This window comes from Denitratisoma oestradiolicum, assembly GCF_902813185.1.
Lineage (GTDB): Bacteria > Pseudomonadota > Gammaproteobacteria > Burkholderiales > Rhodocyclaceae > Denitratisoma > Denitratisoma oestradiolicum.
The window spans coordinates 690,267-708,417 of record NZ_LR778301.1 but is presented as its reverse complement, the minus strand read 5'-3'; the positions used below and the strand labels follow the sequence as shown (position 1 = coordinate 708,417).

Annotated in this window: 20 protein-coding genes; 4 read left to right on the top strand and 16 right to left on the bottom strand. The window is 63.0% G+C overall.

Going from position 1 to position 18,151, the window contains the following annotated elements; all coding sequences use genetic code 11:
• Window positions 1-101: 101 nt before the first annotated feature.
• The 16 genes from DENOEST_RS03350 to DENOEST_RS03275 all read right to left on the bottom strand — a co-directional run bounded on the left by DENOEST_RS03350 (window position 102) and on the right by DENOEST_RS03275 (window position 13,358).
• Entirely contained in the window at window positions 102-1,877 is a 1,776-nt protein-coding gene (locus DENOEST_RS03350; RefSeq protein WP_145769995.1) for a GGDEF domain-containing protein, read from the bottom strand.
• Window positions 1,878-1,909: 32 nt separating this feature from the next.
• Window positions 1,910-2,551 carry a response regulator gene (locus DENOEST_RS03345; RefSeq protein ID WP_145769994.1) on the bottom strand — a complete coding sequence of 214 codons (642 nt, stop codon included), beginning with the start codon at window positions 2,549-2,551 and terminating at the stop codon, window positions 1,910-1,912.
• 168 nt (window positions 2,552-2,719) lie between these two features.
• The gene (locus tag DENOEST_RS03340; RefSeq protein WP_170228132.1) at window positions 2,720-3,958 is read right to left on the bottom strand and encodes a PAS domain-containing sensor histidine kinase; all 1,239 of its coding nucleotides are present in this window, start codon (window positions 3,956-3,958) and stop codon (window positions 2,720-2,722) included.
• Window positions 3,959-3,968: 10 nt separating this feature from the next.
• Window positions 3,969-5,279 (bottom strand): histidinol dehydrogenase, encoded by a 1,311-nt coding sequence (gene hisD / locus DENOEST_RS03335; protein WP_145769992.1) that lies wholly within the window; start codon window positions 5,277-5,279, stop codon window positions 3,969-3,971.
• Entirely contained in the window at window positions 5,276-5,920 is a 645-nt protein-coding gene (gene hisG, locus DENOEST_RS03330) for an ATP phosphoribosyltransferase (RefSeq protein ID WP_145769991.1), read from the bottom strand. Before hisG ends, hisD begins: the two co-directional genes overlap by 4 nt.
• 27 nt (window positions 5,921-5,947) lie before the next feature.
• Window positions 5,948-7,198: a UDP-N-acetylglucosamine 1-carboxyvinyltransferase gene (gene murA / locus DENOEST_RS03325; protein WP_145769990.1), complete on the bottom strand. Its 1,251-nt coding sequence runs from the start codon at window positions 7,196-7,198 to the stop codon at window positions 5,948-5,950.
• Window positions 7,191-7,436, bottom strand: a complete 246-nt coding sequence (locus tag DENOEST_RS03320) for a BolA family protein (protein ID WP_145769989.1) — start codon at window positions 7,434-7,436, stop codon at window positions 7,191-7,193. The genes murA and DENOEST_RS03320 overlap by 8 nt, the downstream gene beginning before the upstream one ends.
• 3 nt (window positions 7,437-7,439) lie before the next feature.
• Complete coding sequence (locus DENOEST_RS03315; RefSeq protein ID WP_145769988.1) at window positions 7,440-8,195, bottom strand: ABC transporter permease; 756 nt, start codon at window positions 8,193-8,195, stop codon at window positions 7,440-7,442.
• On the bottom strand, window positions 8,192-9,103 hold the full coding sequence (locus tag DENOEST_RS20055) for an ABC transporter ATP-binding protein (protein WP_145769987.1): 912 nt from the start codon (window positions 9,101-9,103) through the stop codon (window positions 8,192-8,194). Before DENOEST_RS20055 ends, DENOEST_RS03315 begins: the two co-directional genes overlap by 4 nt.
• A 23-nt stretch (window positions 9,104-9,126) precedes the next feature.
• Window positions 9,127-9,408: an STAS domain-containing protein gene (locus DENOEST_RS03305; protein ID WP_145769986.1), complete on the bottom strand. Its 282-nt coding sequence runs from the start codon at window positions 9,406-9,408 to the stop codon at window positions 9,127-9,129.
• Window positions 9,405-10,019, bottom strand: a complete 615-nt coding sequence (locus tag DENOEST_RS03300) for an MlaC/ttg2D family ABC transporter substrate-binding protein (protein ID WP_145769985.1) — start codon at window positions 10,017-10,019, stop codon at window positions 9,405-9,407. The genes DENOEST_RS03305 and DENOEST_RS03300 overlap by 4 nt, the downstream gene beginning before the upstream one ends.
• Before the next feature lie 17 nt (window positions 10,020-10,036).
• Complete coding sequence (locus DENOEST_RS03295) at window positions 10,037-10,747, bottom strand: MlaA family lipoprotein (protein WP_170228131.1); 711 nt, start codon at window positions 10,745-10,747, stop codon at window positions 10,037-10,039.
• 18 nt (window positions 10,748-10,765) lie between these two features.
• A complete protein-coding gene (gene mlaD, locus DENOEST_RS03290; protein WP_145769983.1) occupies window positions 10,766-11,236 on the bottom strand; it encodes an outer membrane lipid asymmetry maintenance protein MlaD in 471 nt (156 codons plus the stop codon).
• On the bottom strand, window positions 11,237-12,007 hold the full coding sequence (gene mlaE / locus DENOEST_RS03285; RefSeq protein ID WP_408640030.1) for a lipid asymmetry maintenance ABC transporter permease subunit MlaE: 771 nt from the start codon (window positions 12,005-12,007) through the stop codon (window positions 11,237-11,239).
• A gap of 16 nt (window positions 12,008-12,023) precedes the next feature.
• Window positions 12,024-12,839 (bottom strand): ABC transporter ATP-binding protein, encoded by an 816-nt coding sequence (locus DENOEST_RS03280; protein WP_232096427.1) that lies wholly within the window; start codon window positions 12,837-12,839, stop codon window positions 12,024-12,026.
• 93 nt (window positions 12,840-12,932) lie between these two features.
• Window positions 12,933-13,358 carry an acyl-CoA thioesterase gene (locus tag DENOEST_RS03275; protein WP_145769981.1) on the bottom strand — a complete coding sequence of 142 codons (426 nt, stop codon included), beginning with the start codon at window positions 13,356-13,358 and terminating at the stop codon, window positions 12,933-12,935.
• Window positions 13,359-13,418: 60 nt separating this feature from the next.
• Between DENOEST_RS03275 and DENOEST_RS03270 the strand changes: the two genes are divergently transcribed.
• The 4 genes from DENOEST_RS03270 (at window position 13,419) to DENOEST_RS03255 (ending at window position 18,140) form a co-directional block, all read left to right on the top strand.
• Window positions 13,419-15,218, top strand: a complete 1,800-nt coding sequence (locus DENOEST_RS03270; RefSeq protein WP_145769980.1) for an ABCB family ABC transporter ATP-binding protein/permease — start codon at window positions 13,419-13,421, stop codon at window positions 15,216-15,218.
• 111 nt (window positions 15,219-15,329) lie between these two features.
• Window positions 15,330-15,815 carry a hypothetical protein gene (locus DENOEST_RS03265; RefSeq protein ID WP_145769979.1) on the top strand — a complete coding sequence of 162 codons (486 nt, stop codon included), beginning with the start codon at window positions 15,330-15,332 and terminating at the stop codon, window positions 15,813-15,815.
• Between the two features lie 44 nt (window positions 15,816-15,859).
• A complete protein-coding gene (dbpA, locus tag DENOEST_RS03260) occupies window positions 15,860-17,242 on the top strand; it encodes an ATP-dependent RNA helicase DbpA (protein WP_145770075.1) in 1,383 nt (460 codons plus the stop codon).
• Window positions 17,243-17,369: 127 nt separating this feature from the next.
• On the top strand, window positions 17,370-18,140 hold the full coding sequence (locus DENOEST_RS03255) for a sulfite exporter TauE/SafE family protein (RefSeq protein WP_145770074.1): 771 nt from the start codon (window positions 17,370-17,372) through the stop codon (window positions 18,138-18,140).
• The last annotated feature ends 11 nt before the right edge of the window (window positions 18,141-18,151 follow it).

Here is an 18,151-nt window from a genome sequence, read left to right as displayed (position 1 = left end):
CCCCCGAGGATGCCAATGCGCAAAGGCAAATGAACGCCCCCCACCCCCATGAACGGCTCGCTACGCTCGATGACCACACTCGGTTTCGAATGCTATTCACCTTAACAAGCCGCCACGACCCGGTTCTTGCCGCCCCGCTTGGCCAGGTACATGGCTGCATCGGCGCGCTTCAGGCCATCGGCGGGAGGCTCCTCGCCCCCCAGTTCGGCAACACCGCAACTGAAGGTTATCAGGAGTTTTTCGTTCTTGTGCATGAAGAACCTCCGAGTCAGTTCCCGCTGCACCCGAGTCATGGCATTCACGCTGTCGTCAAGGGAAGTGTCCGGCAGAAGAATGACGAATTCCTCGCCGCCATAGCGGGCCAGGGTGTCCTGGGGACGGATGGTGTCCTTGACCACCCGGACCAGATGCACCAGGGCCGCATCTCCCGCCTCATGCCCCAGACTGTCGTTAATGCGTTTGAAGTTATCCACGTCCAGCAGGGCCATGCACACACCCCCCCCATGGCGGCGCGCCCGAGCCACTTCCCGCTCCAGGGCCTCGTCCATGCCGCGCCGATTCAGGGCACCGGTCAGGGCATCATGGCGAACCATGTCGCTGGCCTCGGCCAGTTCCTTTTGCAGGCGGAAGATTTCCTTTTCCGCTTCGTCGGCCCGGTGCCGCATTTCCATCAGTTCATCCCGGGAGTTCCGGGCCGAGATCTGGATCACCCGGGTTTCCCGCATGACCTCATCCAGCACATCGGTCAGTTCGGTGATATCACCGGCCCGGCTGATGCGCTGGGCGCAATGTTCGATCTTGTCGTGATAGTCGCCGGTGCTGGCGCTGAAATCCGCCAGGCGATCCACAAATGTGGCCAGCATGGACTTGAGCCGGTCCTGAGCATCGCTCAGGCTTTTCTTCAGGGCACCCTGCTTGTAGATCAGGTCCTTGAGCTTGCGCTCCACATCGTCCAGGCGCCGTAGATCGGGGGGCTGACTGACCAGATCGGCCACTATCGCGATCTGCCCCTGTAGCCACTGATCATCCACCACGATCTCGGAGATGTTCTCCACCAGCAGCTTCAGCAGATGCAGCAGGGAACCCCGCATTTCCGCCTGATCTTCGGCGACGAACTGCAGGCGATAGGTGAATTTTTTCAGGCGTCCATGAAAGGCTGTCAGTTCCTCCGCGCTGACCACTGCCCGTATGGACGCCGCCAGAGCCAGGGCCTCCTCACCCAGGTCGGCACTGTCGGCCACCAGGGTGGCGATGCCGTTTTCGAGCAACTGCCCCACCAGATCCCGCAACTCCGGATTCAAGACCTTGCCGGCGGCCCCGGATGCCGGTGCCGCCGCTGTCGGCGGCGTCCCCCGGGGCAGGGGGGGCTCCGCCACTCCATCCACCAGTTGCACCCCCTCGCTGACATGACTCTGGGACCAACTGCGCATCAAGGAATTCAGCCGCTGCAACAGCATTTCCGGATTTGCCGAGGAGGTCAACACATGATCCAGGGCCTCCCGCTTCTTTGCCACGGTCAATCCCACGGCAGGGGTTTCCGACTGGATCAATATTTCCCGGATCACACCGGCCCAATCAGGGTGCGCTTCTCCGGCCTTGGACATCAGCTCCTTCATGGCGGCGGCCAGCCCCCCCCACTGCCTGGCGGCAATGGCATTCTCCAGTTGCCGCACCATCTTCGACTGTTCCGGCGTGTTCCTGGGCAGCCCGGCCACCATCGTTTTCAATGAACGCTCGGGAAAGGTCTCCACGACCTGGGTCCCGGCTATCTCGTGGTAGAGCCGCAGATAGTTGTCCGGGGTGGGCGGAATGCGCTGTTGCGCCAGACGGCGCAACACCTCACGGGCAATTTCGGATGGCTGGGTAAATTCCGGCATGGTTCAAACCGATGGGTGGTGGATGAGTTGCATCATTGCACCAGACCATGTTCCAGGCCATAACGAATCAGATCCGCCGTGGTCTCCAGACGCATTTTTTCCATCAGTCGTTTGCGATATTCGCTGACGGTCTTGACGCTCAGGTTCAGTTCCTCGGCGATCTGGGTCAGAGTCTTGCCGGCAGCGATGCGGGAAAGCACCTGATATTCCCGATCCGATACCCGTTCGTGTGGCAATTTGTCACTGTCATCGGCTAGTGCATTGGCGAGCTGCTCCGCCAGACTGGGGCTGATGAAACGTTTGCCGGCCGCCACCTGCCGAATGGCGGTGACCAGCAGTTCCGGCGCGCTCTGTTTGGTCAGATAACCCGCTGCCCCGGACTTGATGGCCCGCACGGCGTATTGCTCCTCGGGATGCATGCTGAGGATCAGTACCGGCAGACGGGGGAACTCCTTCTTCAATTGTTTCAGGGTATCGATGCCGTTACGATTGGGCATGGTCACATCCAGCAGAAAGACATCCCAACTCTGCTGGCGGGCCAGACGCAGGGCATCCGCGCCGTCCTCGGCCTCGCCGGTCACCACCATGTCCTCGGTTTCGGAAAGAATCTGCTTCAAGCCCTGCCGCACAATGGCATGGTCATCGGCAATCAGGACATGGATCTTGTCGGGCATGGACACAATCTAACGCGCATGACCGCCCGCACACCCACCCCTCAGAGGATGAAAATGCGCAAAGACAAATTGAACGCCCCCCATCCCCATACCCCGCCCCGGGGCGGGGCTGCTTATCGGCTCGCTACGCTCGATGGTCACACTCGGCTCCGTTAATGCTTTTTCACGTTAAAAAAGGTTCTTCTGGCGTTCTTCCTCGACCGTGATCGGAGCCTGTCCATCCAGAGGCAGGCGCAGGAAGAGATGGGTGCCGCCCTGCTCGCCCGCCGCGATGCGAAACTCCCCGGCCAGGCTGCGGCAGCGTTCGCGAATGCCGCGCAGACCGAAGGATTTCGGCTTGCCCACGTCATCCTCGGCAATACCCCGGCCATTGTCTCGCACTTCCAGCACGATGTGGCTGCCATCCTGCTCCAGGCGTAACGCCACCAGGGAGGCGTGGGCATGCTTGGCCACATTGGTCAGGGCCTCCTGCACCACCCGGAAGATGGCCAGGGAAACAGCTTCTCCCAGTTCGGCGACATCCCCCGCGCACTGCACCCGGCAGGCAATGCCGGTACGCTGAGTGAAGTCCTCGGCCTGGCACTCGATGGCCGCATGGAGGCCAAACTCCTTGAGGATGCCCGGACGCAGTTCCCGGGCCACCCGGCTCGCCGTGCCCATGGCTTGATCCAGCAGGCTCTCGACGGCCTGGGCCTTGGCCTTGAGCTTTTCCGCGGCAGCCGGCAACTTGGCGGACAACAGAGCCACCTCGATCTTGATCGCCACCAGCAGACTGCCCAGCTCGTCATGGATATCCCGGGCGATGCGTTCCCGTTCCTCCTCCTTGGCCGCCTCCAGATAGGAGGACAGCTCGGCCAGTTGCTCCCGGGAACGACGCAGGGCCGCCTCGGCTTCCTTGCTGCGGGAAATGTCCGTGGCGATGCCGTGCCAGTGAATGCTGCCGTCTTCCTGGAGCCGGGGCGAGGAACGCAGATTGATCCATTTCTGGCGCGGCTGGCCCCGTCCCCGGGTACGACCTTCCCAGTTGAGTATCGTCAGACCTCGGGCCGAGGCATCGATCGCCTGGAGCAGGGAAGGTCGTTCCGCGGGATCGATGGCATCGAGAAAGCACAGGAAGGAACCCAGCACCTCATGGGGTTTCACCCCCAGCAGCTTCTGCCCCCCTTCGCTGACGTACAGGAAGCGCAGGCCGCCATCACCCATCCGGGCCAACTGGAACACCATCCCCGGCAGATTGCTGGCCAGGGCGCGAAAGCGATCCTCGCTTTCCTTGAGCATTTCCAGGGCGGCCTGGTGATCCAGCCCGGAAGCATGCAGTGCATCGCCCTGATATCCGTGATTTCCCTCATCCCGCAATGACAGCGACAGATGCAGGCTTGCATCCGGGACCATGGAGGGGCTGGACATGGACAGGAGGCTACTTCTCCATCCGCAGTTCGGCCGCCCGGGCATGGGCGACCAGGCCCTCGCCCCGGGCGATCACCGAGGCCACAGCGCCGAGGCTGCGGGCGCCGGCAGCGGACACTTGGATCAGGCTGGTGCGCTTCTGGAAGTCATAGACGCCCAGGGGACTGGAAAAACGGGCGCTGCGGGAGGTGGGCAACACATGGTCCGGCCCGGCGCAATAGTCGCCGAGGGACTCTGAGGCATAGGGGCCAATAAAGATCGCCCCGGCATGACGAATCCGGCCCACCAGGGGTTCGGGGTCGGCCACCGCCAGCTCCAGGTGCTCGGGGGCAATGCGGTTGGCGATCACGCAGGCCTCGGCCAGATCGCTGACCTGGATCAGCGCCCCGCGCCCGGCGAGGGAGGCCGCGATCACCTCCCTGCGCGGCATTTCCGGCAGCAGCCGGGCGATGCTGGCAGCGACCCGCTCGATATAGGCGGCGTCGGGGCAAAGCAGGATGGACTGGGCCATCTCGTCGTGCTCGGCCTGGGCGAAGAGGTCCATGGCAATCCAGTCCGGATCGACGGACCCGTCGGCGATGATCAGCACCTCGGAGGGACCGGCCACCATGTCGATGCCCACGGTACCGAAGACCCGGCGCTTGGCGGCGGCCACGTAGGCATTGCCGGGGCCGACGATCTTGTCCACCTGGGGAATGGTCTGAGTACCGTAGGCCAGGGCCGCCACCGCCTGGGCACCCCCGATGGTGAATACCCGGTCCACTCCGGCCAGATGGGCGGCCGCCAACACCAGGGCATTGCGCTCGCCAGCGGGGGTGGGCACCACCATGATCAACTCGCCAACCCCCGCCACCTTGGCGGGAATGGCGTTCATCAGCACCGACGAGGGGTAGGCGGCCTTGCCACCGGGCACATAGAGCCCTGCCCGATCCAGGGGGGTCACCTTCTGGCCCAGACGAGTGCCATCGGCCTCGGTGTACTCCCAGGAATCGGCCTTCTGCCGCTCGTGGTAGATGCGGATGCGATGGGCGGCGATCTCCAGCGCCTGTTTTTGATCTTTCGGCAAGCCGGCGAAAGCGGCGGCCAATACGGCCGGCGCCAGTTCCAGCTCCACCATGGACGCCACCTGGAGGCAGTCGAAGCGACGGGTGTATTCCAGCACTGCCCCATCCCCCAGGGTGCGCACCTGGATCAGGATCTCGGCCACCGTGCGCTCGATGGCCTCGTCGGTGGAATTGTCGAAGGCCAGCAGCCCATCCAGGGCGGACAGGAATTCCGGGTCACGGCTGGAGAGGCGCCGCAGACTCAGTTGGACACTCATGCCGGAATCGCCTGGGCAAAGCGTTCTATCACTGGTTGCAGCAATTCGCGCTTCACCTTGAGGGATGCCTGATTGACCACCAATCGGGAAGAAATGTCCATGATTTCCTCCACCTCAACCAGATTATTGGCCTTGAGGGTGCTGCCGCTGGATACCAGGTCCACGATGGCGTCAGCCAGCCCCACCAGGGGCGCCAGTTCCATGGAGCCGTAGAGTTTGATCAAGTCCACATGAACGCCCTTGGCGGCGAAATGCGCTCGAGCCGTATTGAGATATTTGGTGGCCACCTTCAGCCGCGCGCCCTGGCGCACCGCCGAGGCGTAGTCGAAGCCGGCGGGGACGGCGACGCACATCCGACATTTGGCGATATTCAGATCCAGGGGCTGGTAGAGCCCGGCACCACCATGCTCGATCAGCACGTCCTTGCCGGCGATGCCCAGATCGGCGGCGCCGTACTGGACGTAGGTGGGCACATCGGAGGCCCGCACGATCACCACCCGCACATCGTCGCGGTTGGTGCCGATGATCAGCTTGCGGGATTTTTCCGGGTTCTCGGCGGGAACAATACCCGCCGCCGCCAGCAAGGGCAGGGTCTCGTCGAAGATACGGCCCTTGGAGAGGGCGATGGTAATGCCGTTCACGGTGTGCCTTTCAGGAGAGGACTGATTTTACTTCACCCGTCGTACCCGGGCACCCAGGGCGGAGAGCTTCTGCTCCAGCCCTTCATAGCCCCGGTCCAGATGGTAGATGCGTTCGATCAGGGTCTCTCCCCCTGCCACCAGGCCGGCGATCACCAGGCCCGCCGAGGCGCGCAGGTCGGTGGCCATCACGGTGGCTCCCTCCAGACGTTCCATCCCGGTCACCACGGCCGTGTTGCCATCGATGCGAATCCTGGCGCCCAGGCGGATCAGTTCCACCGCGTGCATGAAACGATTCTCGAAAATGGTTTCCCGGATCACTGCGGTGCCTTCGGCCACGGTATTGATGGCCATGAACTGGGCCTGCATGTCGGTGGGAAAGGCCGGATAGGGCGCGGTGCGGATGGATACGGCAGTCAGGCGCCGGGGCGCCTTGAGATGGATCGCATCCCGCTGGGTGGTGATCTCGCAACCTGCGTCCATCAACTTGTCGATCACCGCGTCCAGGTAGGCACCGGAAGTGCCCGTCAGGCGCACCTCGCCCCCGGTGGCCGCCGCCGCGCAGAGATAGGTTCCGGTTTCGATGCGGTCCGGCATGATGCGATGAGTGACACCTCTGAGCCGTTCCACCCCCTGGATGCGGATCACGTCGGTGCCGGCGCCGGAGATGCGCGCCCCCATGGCCACCAGACAATTGGCCAGATCCACCACTTCCGGCTCCCGTGCGGCGTTCTCGATCACTGTCTCGCCATCGGCCAGGCAAGCCGCCATCATCAGATTCTCGGTGCCGGTCACGGTCACCATGTCGGTGAACAGCCGGGCACCCTTGAGTCGGGGGCCACGGGCATGGACATAGCCGTGCTCCACCCCGACCTCGGCACCCATGGCCTGGAGGCCCTTGATGTGCTGATCCACCGGACGGGCACCAATGGCGCAACCGCCGGGAAGGGATACCCGAGCCTCGCCAAAGCGGGCCACCAGGGGGCCCAGCACCAGGATCGAGGCCCGCATGGTCTTCACCAGTTCATAGGGAGCCACCGGGTTGCTCAGACCGGCGGCATCCAGGGTGACCTGGCTGCCCTGGCGCTCCACCACCACCCCCATCTGGGCCAGGAGGCGCAACATGGTGTCGATGTCATTCAGGGCCGGCACATTGGTGAAGGTCAGCGGCTCACGGGTCAGCAGGGCGGCGCAGAGCAGGGGCAGAGCAGCATTCTTGGCGCCGGACATCGCCACCTCGCCGGAGAGGGCGGCGCCGCCCTCGATCAGCAGCTTATCCACCCCGTGACTCCCATTCTTCGGGGGTCAGGGTCTGCATGGAGATGGCGTGCAGTTCACCGGAATCGAGCCGGTCCTTGATGGTCTGGTAGACCCGCTGCTGACGCTTGACGCGGTTCATGCCGGCGAACTCGACGCTGACGATGACAGCCTCGAAATGTTGGCCGTCCCCGTCCACCCGCAGGTGCTGACAAGGCAGGCCGGCGGCGATCCAGGTTTCGATTTGATGGGGATCCAGCATGGTTCAGGTTCTCAGTTTGTAGCCGCGTCGCAGCAGTTCCAGGGAAAGGGCCGTCATCAGGACGAAGCCCGATGAGGCCACGGCCAGGCTTTGCCAGGGCGACACGTCGGAAAGCCCGAAGAAGCCGTAGCGAAACCCGTCGATCAAGTAGAAGACCGGATTGTAATGGGAGACACCCTGCCAGAAGGGCGGCAGGGAATGAATGGAATAGAACACCCCGGACAGGAAGGTGAGGGGCATGATCAGAAAATTCTGGAAGGCGGCCAGTTGATCGAACTTGTCCGCCCACAGGCCGGCCAGAACGCCCAGGGTTCCCAACAGCGCCCCACCCAGCAGGGCGAAGACGAGAATCCAGAGGGGATGAGTGAATTGCATCGGGGCGAACCAGAGGGTCACCAGCAGCACGCCGATCCCCACCATCGCACCACGCAGGGCGGCGGCGATGACATAGGCCGCGAAGAAGGCCCCGTAGGAAACGGGGGAAAGGAGGATGAAGACGATGCTGCCCATCACCTTGGACTGAATCAGGGAGGAGGAGGCATTGGCGAAGGAATTCTGAAGGATGGACATCATCACCAGCCCCGGCACCAGGAAGGTGGTGTAGCGCAGGGTGCCATAGACCCGGACGTGATCCTCCAGCACATGGGAGAAGATCAGCAGGTAGAGCATGGCCGTGATCACCGGGGCGGCCAGGGTCTGGAAACCCACTTTCCAGAAGCGCAGCAGTTCTTTGTTGAGCAGGGTCAGAAAGGCAGTCACAGGGGCAACTCCTCCCGGCCCATGAGCTTGACGAAGACCTCCTCCAGATCCGGCTTGCCCAGTTCCATATCCTCTATGGTGCAGCCGGCGGCCCGCACCGTCGCCAGCACCGCCTCCACCTGCTCGAAGCGGTCCAGGGACAGAACCCATTGATTGCCTCGCTGCCCGGCAATGGCAGCGATCTCGGCCGGCAGCGCATCGCCTTCCGCGAGGCGCAGGCGCAGGCTGTGCTGGGAAAAACGCCGCAGCAGATTGGAAGTGGTGTCCAGAGCCACCACCCGCCCGGCCTTGAGCATGGCGATGCGGCCGCAATAGCTTTCCGCCTCTTCCAGGTAGTGGGTGGTGAGCACAATGGTGTGGCCCTCCCGGTTGAGGCGCTGAATGAAGCGCCACAGGGTCTGCCGCAGTTCCACATCGACACCGGCCGTAGGTTCGTCGAGCACGATCACCGGGGGACGATGAACCAGGGCCTGGGCCACCAGCACCCGCCGCTTCATGCCACCGGAAAGGGCACGGGTGGAGGTATCGGCCTTGCCGGTCAGATCCAGACTGGAAAGGATTTCGTCGATCCAGTCGTCGTTGTGGCGTATGCCGAAATAGCCGGACTGGATGCGCAGGGTTTCCCGTACCGTAAAGAAGGGATCGAACACCAGTTCCTGGGGCACCACGCCGAGCAGACGGCGGGCTTCGCGGTACTGGTTCTGGACATCCTTGCCCAGGACCTCGATCCGGCCGGCATCGGGCCGCACCAGGCCTGCCAGGGCGGAGATCAGGGTGGTCTTGCCAGCACCATTGGGGCCCAGCAAGCCGAAGAACTCTCCCTCCGCCACTTCCAGGTCCACGCCATCCACGGCCTGGACCACGCCATAACGCTTGGTCAGTCCCCGGACCAGAATCGCGGTTGCCATGGATGGGGACTACCCGTTGCCGCTCAGGCCAGGGGCAGCAGTTCGCTTACGCCATAGACGGTGGCGAGGCTCAGCATGTCCTGGGGCGGATTGACGATGCGCAGGTTCTTGCCCAGCCGGCGGGCCTCCCGCATCCAGCCGAAGACCACGGCGATGGATGAGGAATCCACCTCCGACACGGCGGCCAGATCGAATACCGCCGAGTCCCGGGTCAATGCCTCCAGCCCCTCCGCCAGCAGTGCGGAGGCCCGGGGCAGGGTCATGGCGCCATCGACCAGCAAACGATCATCCGCCGCCCGTATCATTTTTTCGCGGGGGCCTCGGCGGACTTGTTCTTGGCTTCCAGGGAATGGATCAGGCCATCCAGGCCCCCGTTGGCCAGCTCCTGGCGGAACTGGTCCCGATAATTGGTGACCTGACTGATATCGGCGATCACCATGTCGATCACCATCCAGTGGTTACCGGTCTTTTCCAGCACGTAATTGAGGGAGATAGGCTTGCCGCCGGCCTGTTTGATCTCGGTGCGCACCGTCACCTCGGTATCGGAGGGCGCCGCCTTGAGAGGCTTGAAGTCCACCACCTGGCTCTTGTAGGCCGTCAGGGCATTGGAATAGGTACGCACCAGCAGGGTCTTGAACTCCTCGATCAGGGATTTCTGCTGGGCCGGGCTGGCCTGGCGCCAGGCCTTGCCCACCGCCTGGGCGGTCATGCGCTGGAAATTGAAATGGGGCAGCACCTTGTTCTCGACCAATTCCATGGCCTTTTTTGTGCTGCCGCTCTGAATCTCCTTGTCCTTGCGCAGAATGTCCAGCACCTCGGTGGTCACGTTACGCACCAGCAGATCCGCAGCCATTTCATCGGCCAACACCGATCCGGCAAGCAACAGACCCGCGCACAAACCCAACAGCCACTTCATGATTTTTCCTTTATCAGTCATTCTTCTTCATCATCCAGACGAGGCGGCGCCCCGTCGTATATCTGACTGCGGCGACGTTGGAGATATCCGTCCCGGATGTAAGAATACTTGTCCAGGGCGGCCTCCTCGATCACCTTGTCGGCCGGCAGCAGGGCCGTCCGATCGCTCACCAGCCGGGTCACCAGCAGGGTGTTGCGGGACGATACATCGCTGAGATTGCCCACCGGATCCACATTGACGTCAGCCACCAGACCCACCGTATCGCGCACCGTGCGGGGACCGAAGACAGGGAGCACCACATAGGCGCCACTGCCGACGCCCCAGTGGCCGAAGGTCTGGCCAAAATCTTCCTCATGCTTTTCCACCCCCAGATCGGAGGCGATGTCCATGAAGCCCAGGATGCCCAGGGTGGTATTGACCATGACCCGGCCAAAATCGTTGATCGCCTCGGGCATCTTGCCCTGAAGCACGTTATTCACACCAATGAAGACATCCGCGACATTGCCGAAGAAATTCGCCACGCCGTTACGGGCGGTCTGGGGCAGCGTCGCCTCATAGCCCTGGGCCACCGGCTTGATCACCACCTTGTCCAGGCCGTCGTTGAAAGCGAACACGGCACGGTTGAAGCCCTCGATCGGATCCTTGGGATTTCCCGACGTGGCGCAGCCCCCCAGCAGGGAAACCAGAGCCAGGGTTACGGTAAGTTGCTTCAAGGTGTGGATATTCACGTCAATCTCTTTCCAGCATCACGGATTAGCAGGTCCTTCCGAGGCCTTGTTGAACAGGAACTGACTGATCAGCTTTTCCAGCACCACTGCGGACTGGGTCTTCCTGATCATCTCGCCAGGCTTCATCACCTCGGGGTCGCCTCCCACATCGAAACCGACATACTGCTCTCCCAGCAGGCCCTGGGTGTTGATGGTGGCGAAGGTGTCCCGAGGAAACTGGTAGCGCTTGTCCATTTGAAGAGAAACCACGGCCACATAGTTCTCCGCATCGAATTTGATCTCAGAAACCCGCCCCACCACCACGCCGGCACTTTTCACCGGCGCCCGCACCTTCAGGGCGCCGATGTTATCAAATTTGGCCTGGAGCAAATATGTTTCCCCGGATTCCATTGCACTCAGATTCCCCACCTTGAGGGCGAGGAATCCCATGGCGACCAGCCCGATGGCAACGAAGAATCCGACCCACAGGTCGAGCACGGTTTTGTTCATTTAGGCACCCCGGAACATGAATGCGGTGAGAATGAAGTCGGCGGCAAGAATGGCCAGCGACGATGTGACAACGGTGCGCGTGGTGGCACCGGATACCCCTTCAGCGGTGGGATCGGCGTCATAGCCTTCGAACACTGCGATCCAGGTCACGATGATGCCGAACACCACGCTCTTGATGATGCCATTGACGATATCCTCGCGGAAATCCACCGAGGCCTGCATCTGGGACCAGAAGATGCCCTCGTCCACGCCGATCAATTGGACCCCGATCAGGTAACCGCCGAAGATTCCCATGGCCGAAAACAGGGCGGCCAGCAGAGGCATGGAGATTACCCCGGCCCAGAAGCGGGGCGCCACGACCCGGGCGATGGGATTGACCGCCATCATTTCCATGGCCGACAATTGCTCGGTTGCCTTCATCAGGCCGATCTCCGCGGTGATCGCCGAGCCGGCCCGGCTGGCGAACAGCAGGGCGCCCACCACCGGCCCCAGCTCCCGCACCAGGGTCAGGGCCACCAGAGTGCCCAGGGCGGAGGCGGAACCGAAACGCTGCAGGGTATCGTAGCCCTGAAGACCCAGCACCATGCCGACGAACAGGCCCGAGACCAGAATGATGATCAGGGAGAGGACGCCGGTGAAATAGATTTCCCGGATGGTGAGCGGAAAGCGGCGAATCGCCATGCCCGAGTGCATCAGGATGGCTAGCAGGAAGCGGCTGGCGAAGCCCAGGCGCCACAGACGATTGGTCAGGCTGGCACCGAGCCAACGCACCCGATCGCCAAAATTGCTATTGAACACGCGTCCTCTCCCGCAAGATCTGCTCCTCATAGGAACGGGACGGATAGTGGAACGGCACCGGGCCGTCCGCCTCGCCCCAGATGAATTGATGCACATAGGGAGCACTGGAATTCCGTATCTGATCCGGCGTACCCTCGGCCACGATCTTGCCCTCCGACACGAAATAGACGTAATCGACGATTTTCAGGGACTCCTGCACATCATGGGTGACCACAATGGAACTGGCCTCCAGGGCATCGTTCAGAGTGCGGATCAGTTCCCCTACGATGGACAGGGAAATCGGATCGAGGCCGGCGAAGGGCTCGTCGTACATCATCAGCATCGGATCCAGAGCGATGGCACGGGCCAGGGCCACCCGCCGCGCCATGCCGCCGGACAGCTCGGAGGGCATCATGCGATGCACACCCCGCAGGCCCACGGCATTGAGCTTGAGTATCACCAGATCGCGGATCACGCTCTCGGGCAGATTGGTGTGCTCCCGCATGGGAAAGGCCACATTGTTGAAAACGGACATGTCCGTGAATAGCGCCCCGAACTGGAACAGCATACCCATGCGCCGCCGCAGGGCATAGAGTCCCTCATCATCCAGTTCGTGCACCAGTTGCCCATTGACCCGCACCTCGCCGCTGGTGGGCCGCACCTGTCCGCCGATCAGGCGCAGGGTGGTGGTCTTGCCGCCGCCACTGATGCCCATGATGGCCACGACCTTGCCCCGGGGAATCTCCATATTGATTCCGGTCAGGATGGGGCGGCGATCGTAGGCGAAATTGACGTTGCGCAGGCTGACCAGGGGGTCGGAAGACACGGCTAAGAACTCGTTTTTATAATTGAGTCGATTTTATCAGAGTATCCGCCAGGCCCCTCCGCCAGAATTCCGATCCTGGCGCCCTGGGCCGGATCAGGCCAAACCATTAGACCCGGACCTGAACTCGGCGGGGATCTCCCGCTTGCTGCCGTCCTCATTGACGGCGACGAAGGTCAGTACCGCTTCCGTCACCTTTACCACCCGGCAGATCGATCTGGCGGAGAAGCGCTCGGCGTAAACCTGCACGTCCACGGTGACGGAAGTGCGCCCCACCTTCACCACGTCGGCATAGAAGCTCACCACATCCCCTACAGCGATGGGTTGCTTGAACTGGAAGGAGTTGACCGCCACCGTCACAGCGCGTCCCCGGGCAACTCGGGCGGCACAAGCGCCAGCAGCCAAGTCCACCTGGGACATGACCCAGCCGCCGAAAATATCGCCATTGGGATTGGTGTCCTTCACCTGGGGCATGACCCGCAGGGTGGGCTGACGAGAGGGGAGTTGAAGTTCATCGTTCATGGGGATCTCCTGGACTTTGCCGGTCGATGATACCCTGCGGCACCCAAGTAGAATGGGACGATGCGCCGCCAAAAAAACCTGCCCTTGCCTGGGCCTGCTCTAACGGAACGCCATACCTGGCGCACCATCAAGTCCCTGCTGCCCTACCTGCTGGCCTGGAAATGGCGCGTCCTCGCGGCCATCGTCTGCCTGGTCGCCGCCAAGGTCACCAATGTCGCGGTGCCCCTGATATTCAAGCAGCTCATCGACGCGCTGTCCCTGCCCCGGGAGCAAGCCTGGCTGGTCGTACCTCTGGGATTGCTGGGGGCTTACGGTGCCCTGCGTTTTGCCACCGCCACCTTCACCGAGCTGCGGGAGATCCTGTTCGCCCGGGTGACCCAGCGGGCGGTGCGGGCCATCGCGCTGCAGGTTTTCGAACACCTCCATGCGCTATCCCTGCGCTTCCACCTGGAACGCCAGACCGGCGGCCTGACCCGGGACATCGAGCGGGGCACCCGGGCCATCAGCAGCCTGATCAGCTACTCCCTCTACTCCATCCTGCCCACCCTGATCGAGGTCAGCATCGTGCTAGGAATACTGATCAGCCGTTACGAGGCCAGCTTCGCCCTGATCACCGCCACCACCATGGCTGCCTATGTGGGCTACACCATTCTGGTGACCAACTGGCGCACTCACCTGCGGCGGGAGGTCAATGAGCTGGACTCTGCCGCCAACACCCAGGCGGTGGACAGCCTGCTGAATTACGAGACGGTGAAATATTTCAACAACGAAGGCTGGGAACGGGACCGCTACGACCACCAGTTGCAGCGATGGGAACGGGCCCAGGTGAAGAGCCAGGTATCCCTGGCCTACCTGAACCTGGGCCAGTCCGCCATCATCGCCGTCGGCGTGACCCTGATGATGTGGCGGGCCACCAGCGGCGTGGTGGCGGGCACCATGACCCTGGGAGACATCGTGCTGGTGAATGCCTTCCTGATCCAGCTCTATGCGCCCCTGAGCTTCCTGGGGGTGCTCTACCGGGAAGTGCGCCAGTCCCTGACCGACATCGAACGCATGTTCACCCTGCTGCGGGAGCACCGGGAAGTTCAGGACGCAGCGGACGCCCGCCCCCTGGCTGCCGGCCCTTGCACCGTGCACTTCGAGGACGTGCGCTTCGCCTACGAACCCCGCCGCCCCATCCTTCATGGGGTGGACTTCGAGATTCCCGCCGGCCGCTCCCTGGCCGTAGTAGGCCACAGCGGCGCCGGCAAGAGCACCCTGGCGCGGCTGCTGTTCCGCTTCTACGACGTGACCGGAGGGGCGATCAGGATCAACGACACGGACAGCCGGCAACTGACCCAGGCCAGCCTGCGGGCCGCCATCGGCATCGTGCCCCAGGACACGGTGCTGTTCAACGACAGCATCCTCTACAACATCCAGTACGGCCGCCCCACTGCCGACCGGGAAGAAGTGATCGCCGCTGCCCGGGCCGCCCACCTCCACGACTTCATCGAGAGCCTGCCGGATGGCTACGACACCACGGTGGGGGAACGGGGCCTCAAGCTCTCCGGCGGGGAAAAGCAGCGGGTGGCCATCGCCCGGGCACTATTGAAGAATCCACCCATACTGATTTTCGACGAAGCCACCTCGGCCCTGGACTCCAAGACCGAGCAGGCCATACAGGCCGAACTGGAACAGGCGGCCCGTGGACGCACCACCCTGATCATCGCCCATCGGCTGTCTACCGTGATGAACGCGGACCAGATACTGGTGCTGGACAAAGGGAAGGTAGTGGAACGCGGCAACCACCGAGATCTGCTGGAGCAGAACGGCCTTTACACCCAGATGTGGGCCTTGCAGCGCCAGGCGGAAGAGAAATGAGGGAAACCACCCCCTGCCCTCTGTAGAATCAGCGCCCTTTTCCCACGGCCCGCCCAAGTTTGGCGTATCTTGCCGTGGACGCGTCCCCCGTCGTCACTCAAAGGCCCCACGATGCACCCGATCCATGATGTTGATGTAGTCATCCTGATGGCCACCATGCTGTCTTCCAAGCGACGGCCGGCGGAGCTTGCCGAAATCGTGGCCGGTGCCGACCTGATCCAGGGCTTCATTCCTTTTCCGGACAAGCTGGGGGACGCCATGACCCGGCTCTCCTACCATGGCCTGATCCAGGCGGTGGAAGGCGGCTACACCCTGACCCCGGCGGCACAGGATCTCTTGGCGGATCTGCCACGCAAGGGCGAAATGCCGGAACGCATTGCCCACCTGAGGGAAATCCTCCTGGCCTACAACCCCAGGGCTGAACACCCGGTCATCGAACTCAAGATGGTGGAACTCAGTGCTGCCGTGCTGGCCCACCGAGGCGCCAAGAAAGAACCCGGCAAAAACCTGCTGATGCCAAAACCCAAGCCCGACCGTCACTTCAAGGTGGAAGGACGCTGGCGCCGGGCCTCGGCCAGCCGCGGCCGGAAGCCGTGAGCGTCTCACCCGAAGCGGATCAAGCCCTGTCCACAGTCGCCCCCATGGATACGGCCTTCACCGCACTCCCCCTGTCTCCCGCCCAGCAGGCGGCGCTCCAGCAGCTCGGCTATCTGACCATGACGCCGATCCAGGCGGCCAGCCTGCCCCTCACCCTGGCCGGCCATGACCTGATCGCCCAGGCCAGGACCGGCAGCGGCAAGACGGCGGCCTTCGCCCTGACCCTGCTGGGCAAGCTGAACCCGCGCTATTTCGCCGTGCAGGCCCTAGTGCTGTGCCCCACCCGGGAACTGGCCGATCAGGTGAGCCAGGAAATCCGTCGCCTGGCCCGCTTCGAGGACAACATCAAGGTCCTCACCCTCTGCGGCGGGTCCACCCTGCGGCCCCAGATGACCAGCCTGGAACATGGCGCCCATGTCGTCGTCGGCACGCCGGGGCGCCTCATGGATCACCTGGAACGGGGCAGCCTCAAGCTGGAAGCCGTAAACACCCTGGTCCTCGACGAGGCCGACCGGATGCTGGACATGGGTTTCCACGACGACATCGTGCATGTGGTGAGGCGCTGCCCCGGCAGTCGCCAGACCCTGCTGTTCTCGGCTACCTATCCGGAGGGTATCGCCCGGCTGGCCCAGCAGTTTCTGCGGGAGCCGAAGGAGGTAAAGCTGGCCGGGCAGCATGAAGGCGACAAGATCCGCCAGCGCTTCTACGAGATCAAGCATGAGGAACGCTTGCAGGCCGTGGCCACCCTGCTCAAGCACTACCGCCCCGTCAGCACCCTGGCCTTCTGCAATACCAAGCAGCAATGCCGCGACCTGCTGGACCTGCTGCGTGCCCAGGGCTTTCATGCCCTGACCCTGAACGGCGATCTGGAACAGCGGGAACGGGACCAGGTGCTGATCCAGTTCGCCAACCGCAGTTGCTCGGTACTGGTGGCCACCGACGTGGCGGCCCGGGGCCTGGACATCAGCCAGCTTGAGGCCGTCATCAATGTAGACGTCACCCCCGATCCGGAAATCCACATCCATCGCATCGGTCGCACCGGCCGTGCCGATCAGGCGGGTTGGGCCCTGAGTCTGTGCAGCCCGTCCGATCGTCGCCGCATCGCCGCCATCACCCAGATGATGGGCAGCGAACCGGAGTGGCATGGCCTGGGCTCCCTGCAAGATGGCAATACCGAACCCCTGGTGCCGCCCATGGCGACGTTGCAAATCCTCGGCGGGCGCAAGGAAAAAATCCGCCCCGGCGACGTGCTGGGTGCCCTTACCGGTGAAGCAGGATTCACCAAGGAGCAGGTGGGCAAGATCACTGTCACGGATCAGACCACCTACGTCGCTGTAGCCAGGGACATCGCCCGGGAAGCGGTGCACCGGCTGTCAGCGGGCAAGGTCAAGGGTAAGTCGGTAAGAGTGAGACTTCTGGAGGACTGATAGTCCGCATCCCTTGAGACGACACAGGCCTCATATTTCCTTTAGTTATAAAAAACTAACGATAAAGTATTTCTTGGAAATATAAAGAACCGATAAGATGCGATCTCCCCCCATGGAGCGCATCATGATCGATCTAGCCCAAACCCTGTCCGGATTCGTTGTCGGCGCCATCGTCGGCGTCACCGGCGTCGGTGGCGGCTCTCTGATGACCCCCATCCTGGTACTGTTCTTCGGCATCACGCCGGCCACCGCCGTGGGGACCGATCTGCTCTACGCCGCGATCACCAAGTCCGGTGGCACCTGGGTCCATGGCCGCAAGGGCACGGTGGACTGGCGCATCGTGCGCTACCTGGCTCTGGGCAGCATGCCTGCCGCCGCCCTGACCCTGGTACTGACCCATCAATTCGCTCCGGGCGGCCTGGGCGGTGCCTCCAAGGTAATGACCACTGCCCTGGGCGTCGCCCTGGTGCTGACCGCCGCCGCCCTGATCTTCCGTCAGCGCCTGCTGGCCTGGGCCCGGCGCCATGATCCGGACACGGAGCATCACCCCTGGAAAACCGTGGCCGTGGGCGCCACCCTGGGTGTACTGGTATCCATTTCCTCGGTGGGCGCCGGCGCCCTGGGCGTCACCGCCCTGTTCTTCCTCTACCCCAAACTGCCAGCGATCCGCATCGTCGGCTCCGACCTGGCCCATGCCGTGCCCCTGACCCTGGTGGCGGGTATTGGCCACTGGTGGCTGGGCAGTGTGAACTGGTCCCTGCTGGGCTCCCTGCTGCTGGGTTCCCTGCCCGGCATCTACATTGGCAGCCACCTGGCTTCCCGCATCCCCGAACGTATACTGCGCCCCACCCTGGCAGGCATGCTGGTTCTGGTGGGTGGCAAGTTGATCGCTTTCTGACGGAGAAACAC

Bases quoted from the DNA above. Each gene is read 5' to 3' on its own strand.
- DENOEST_RS20055 (WP_145769987.1), bottom strand. From the start codon at position 9,103: ATGGCAACCGCGATTCTGGTCCGGGGACTGACCAAGCGTTATGGCGTG.
- DENOEST_RS03275 (WP_145769981.1), bottom strand. From the start codon at position 13,358: ATGAACGATGAACTTCAACTCCCCTCTCGTCAGCCCACCCTGCGGGTC.
- DENOEST_RS03265 (WP_145769979.1), top strand. From the start codon at position 15,330: ATGCACCCGATCCATGATGTTGATGTAGTCATCCTGATGGCCACCATG.
- DENOEST_RS03320 (WP_145769989.1), bottom strand. From the start codon at position 7,436: ATGCTGGATCCCCATCAAATCGAAACCTGGATCGCCGCCGGCCTGCCT.
- DENOEST_RS03340 (WP_170228132.1), bottom strand. From the start codon at position 3,958: ATGTCCAGCCCCTCCATGGTCCCGGATGCAAGCCTGCATCTGTCGCTG.
- dbpA (WP_145770075.1), top strand. From the start codon at position 15,860: ATGGATACGGCCTTCACCGCACTCCCCCTGTCTCCCGCCCAGCAGGCG.
- DENOEST_RS03345 (WP_145769994.1), bottom strand. From the start codon at position 2,551: ATGCCCGACAAGATCCATGTCCTGATTGCCGATGACCATGCCATTGTG.
- DENOEST_RS03270 (WP_145769980.1), top strand. From the start codon at position 13,419: ATGCGCCGCCAAAAAAACCTGCCCTTGCCTGGGCCTGCTCTAACGGAA.
- DENOEST_RS03350 (WP_145769995.1), bottom strand. From the start codon at position 1,877: ATGCCGGAATTTACCCAGCCATCCGAAATTGCCCGTGAGGTGTTGCGC.
- DENOEST_RS03305 (WP_145769986.1), bottom strand. From the start codon at position 9,408: ATGATACGGGCGGCGGATGATCGTTTGCTGGTCGATGGCGCCATGACC.
- DENOEST_RS03300 (WP_145769985.1), bottom strand. From the start codon at position 10,019: ATGAAGTGGCTGTTGGGTTTGTGCGCGGGTCTGTTGCTTGCCGGATCG.
- mlaD (WP_145769983.1), bottom strand. From the start codon at position 11,236: ATGAACAAAACCGTGCTCGACCTGTGGGTCGGATTCTTCGTTGCCATC.
- hisD (WP_145769992.1), bottom strand. From the start codon at position 5,279: ATGAGTGTCCAACTGAGTCTGCGGCGCCTCTCCAGCCGTGACCCGGAA.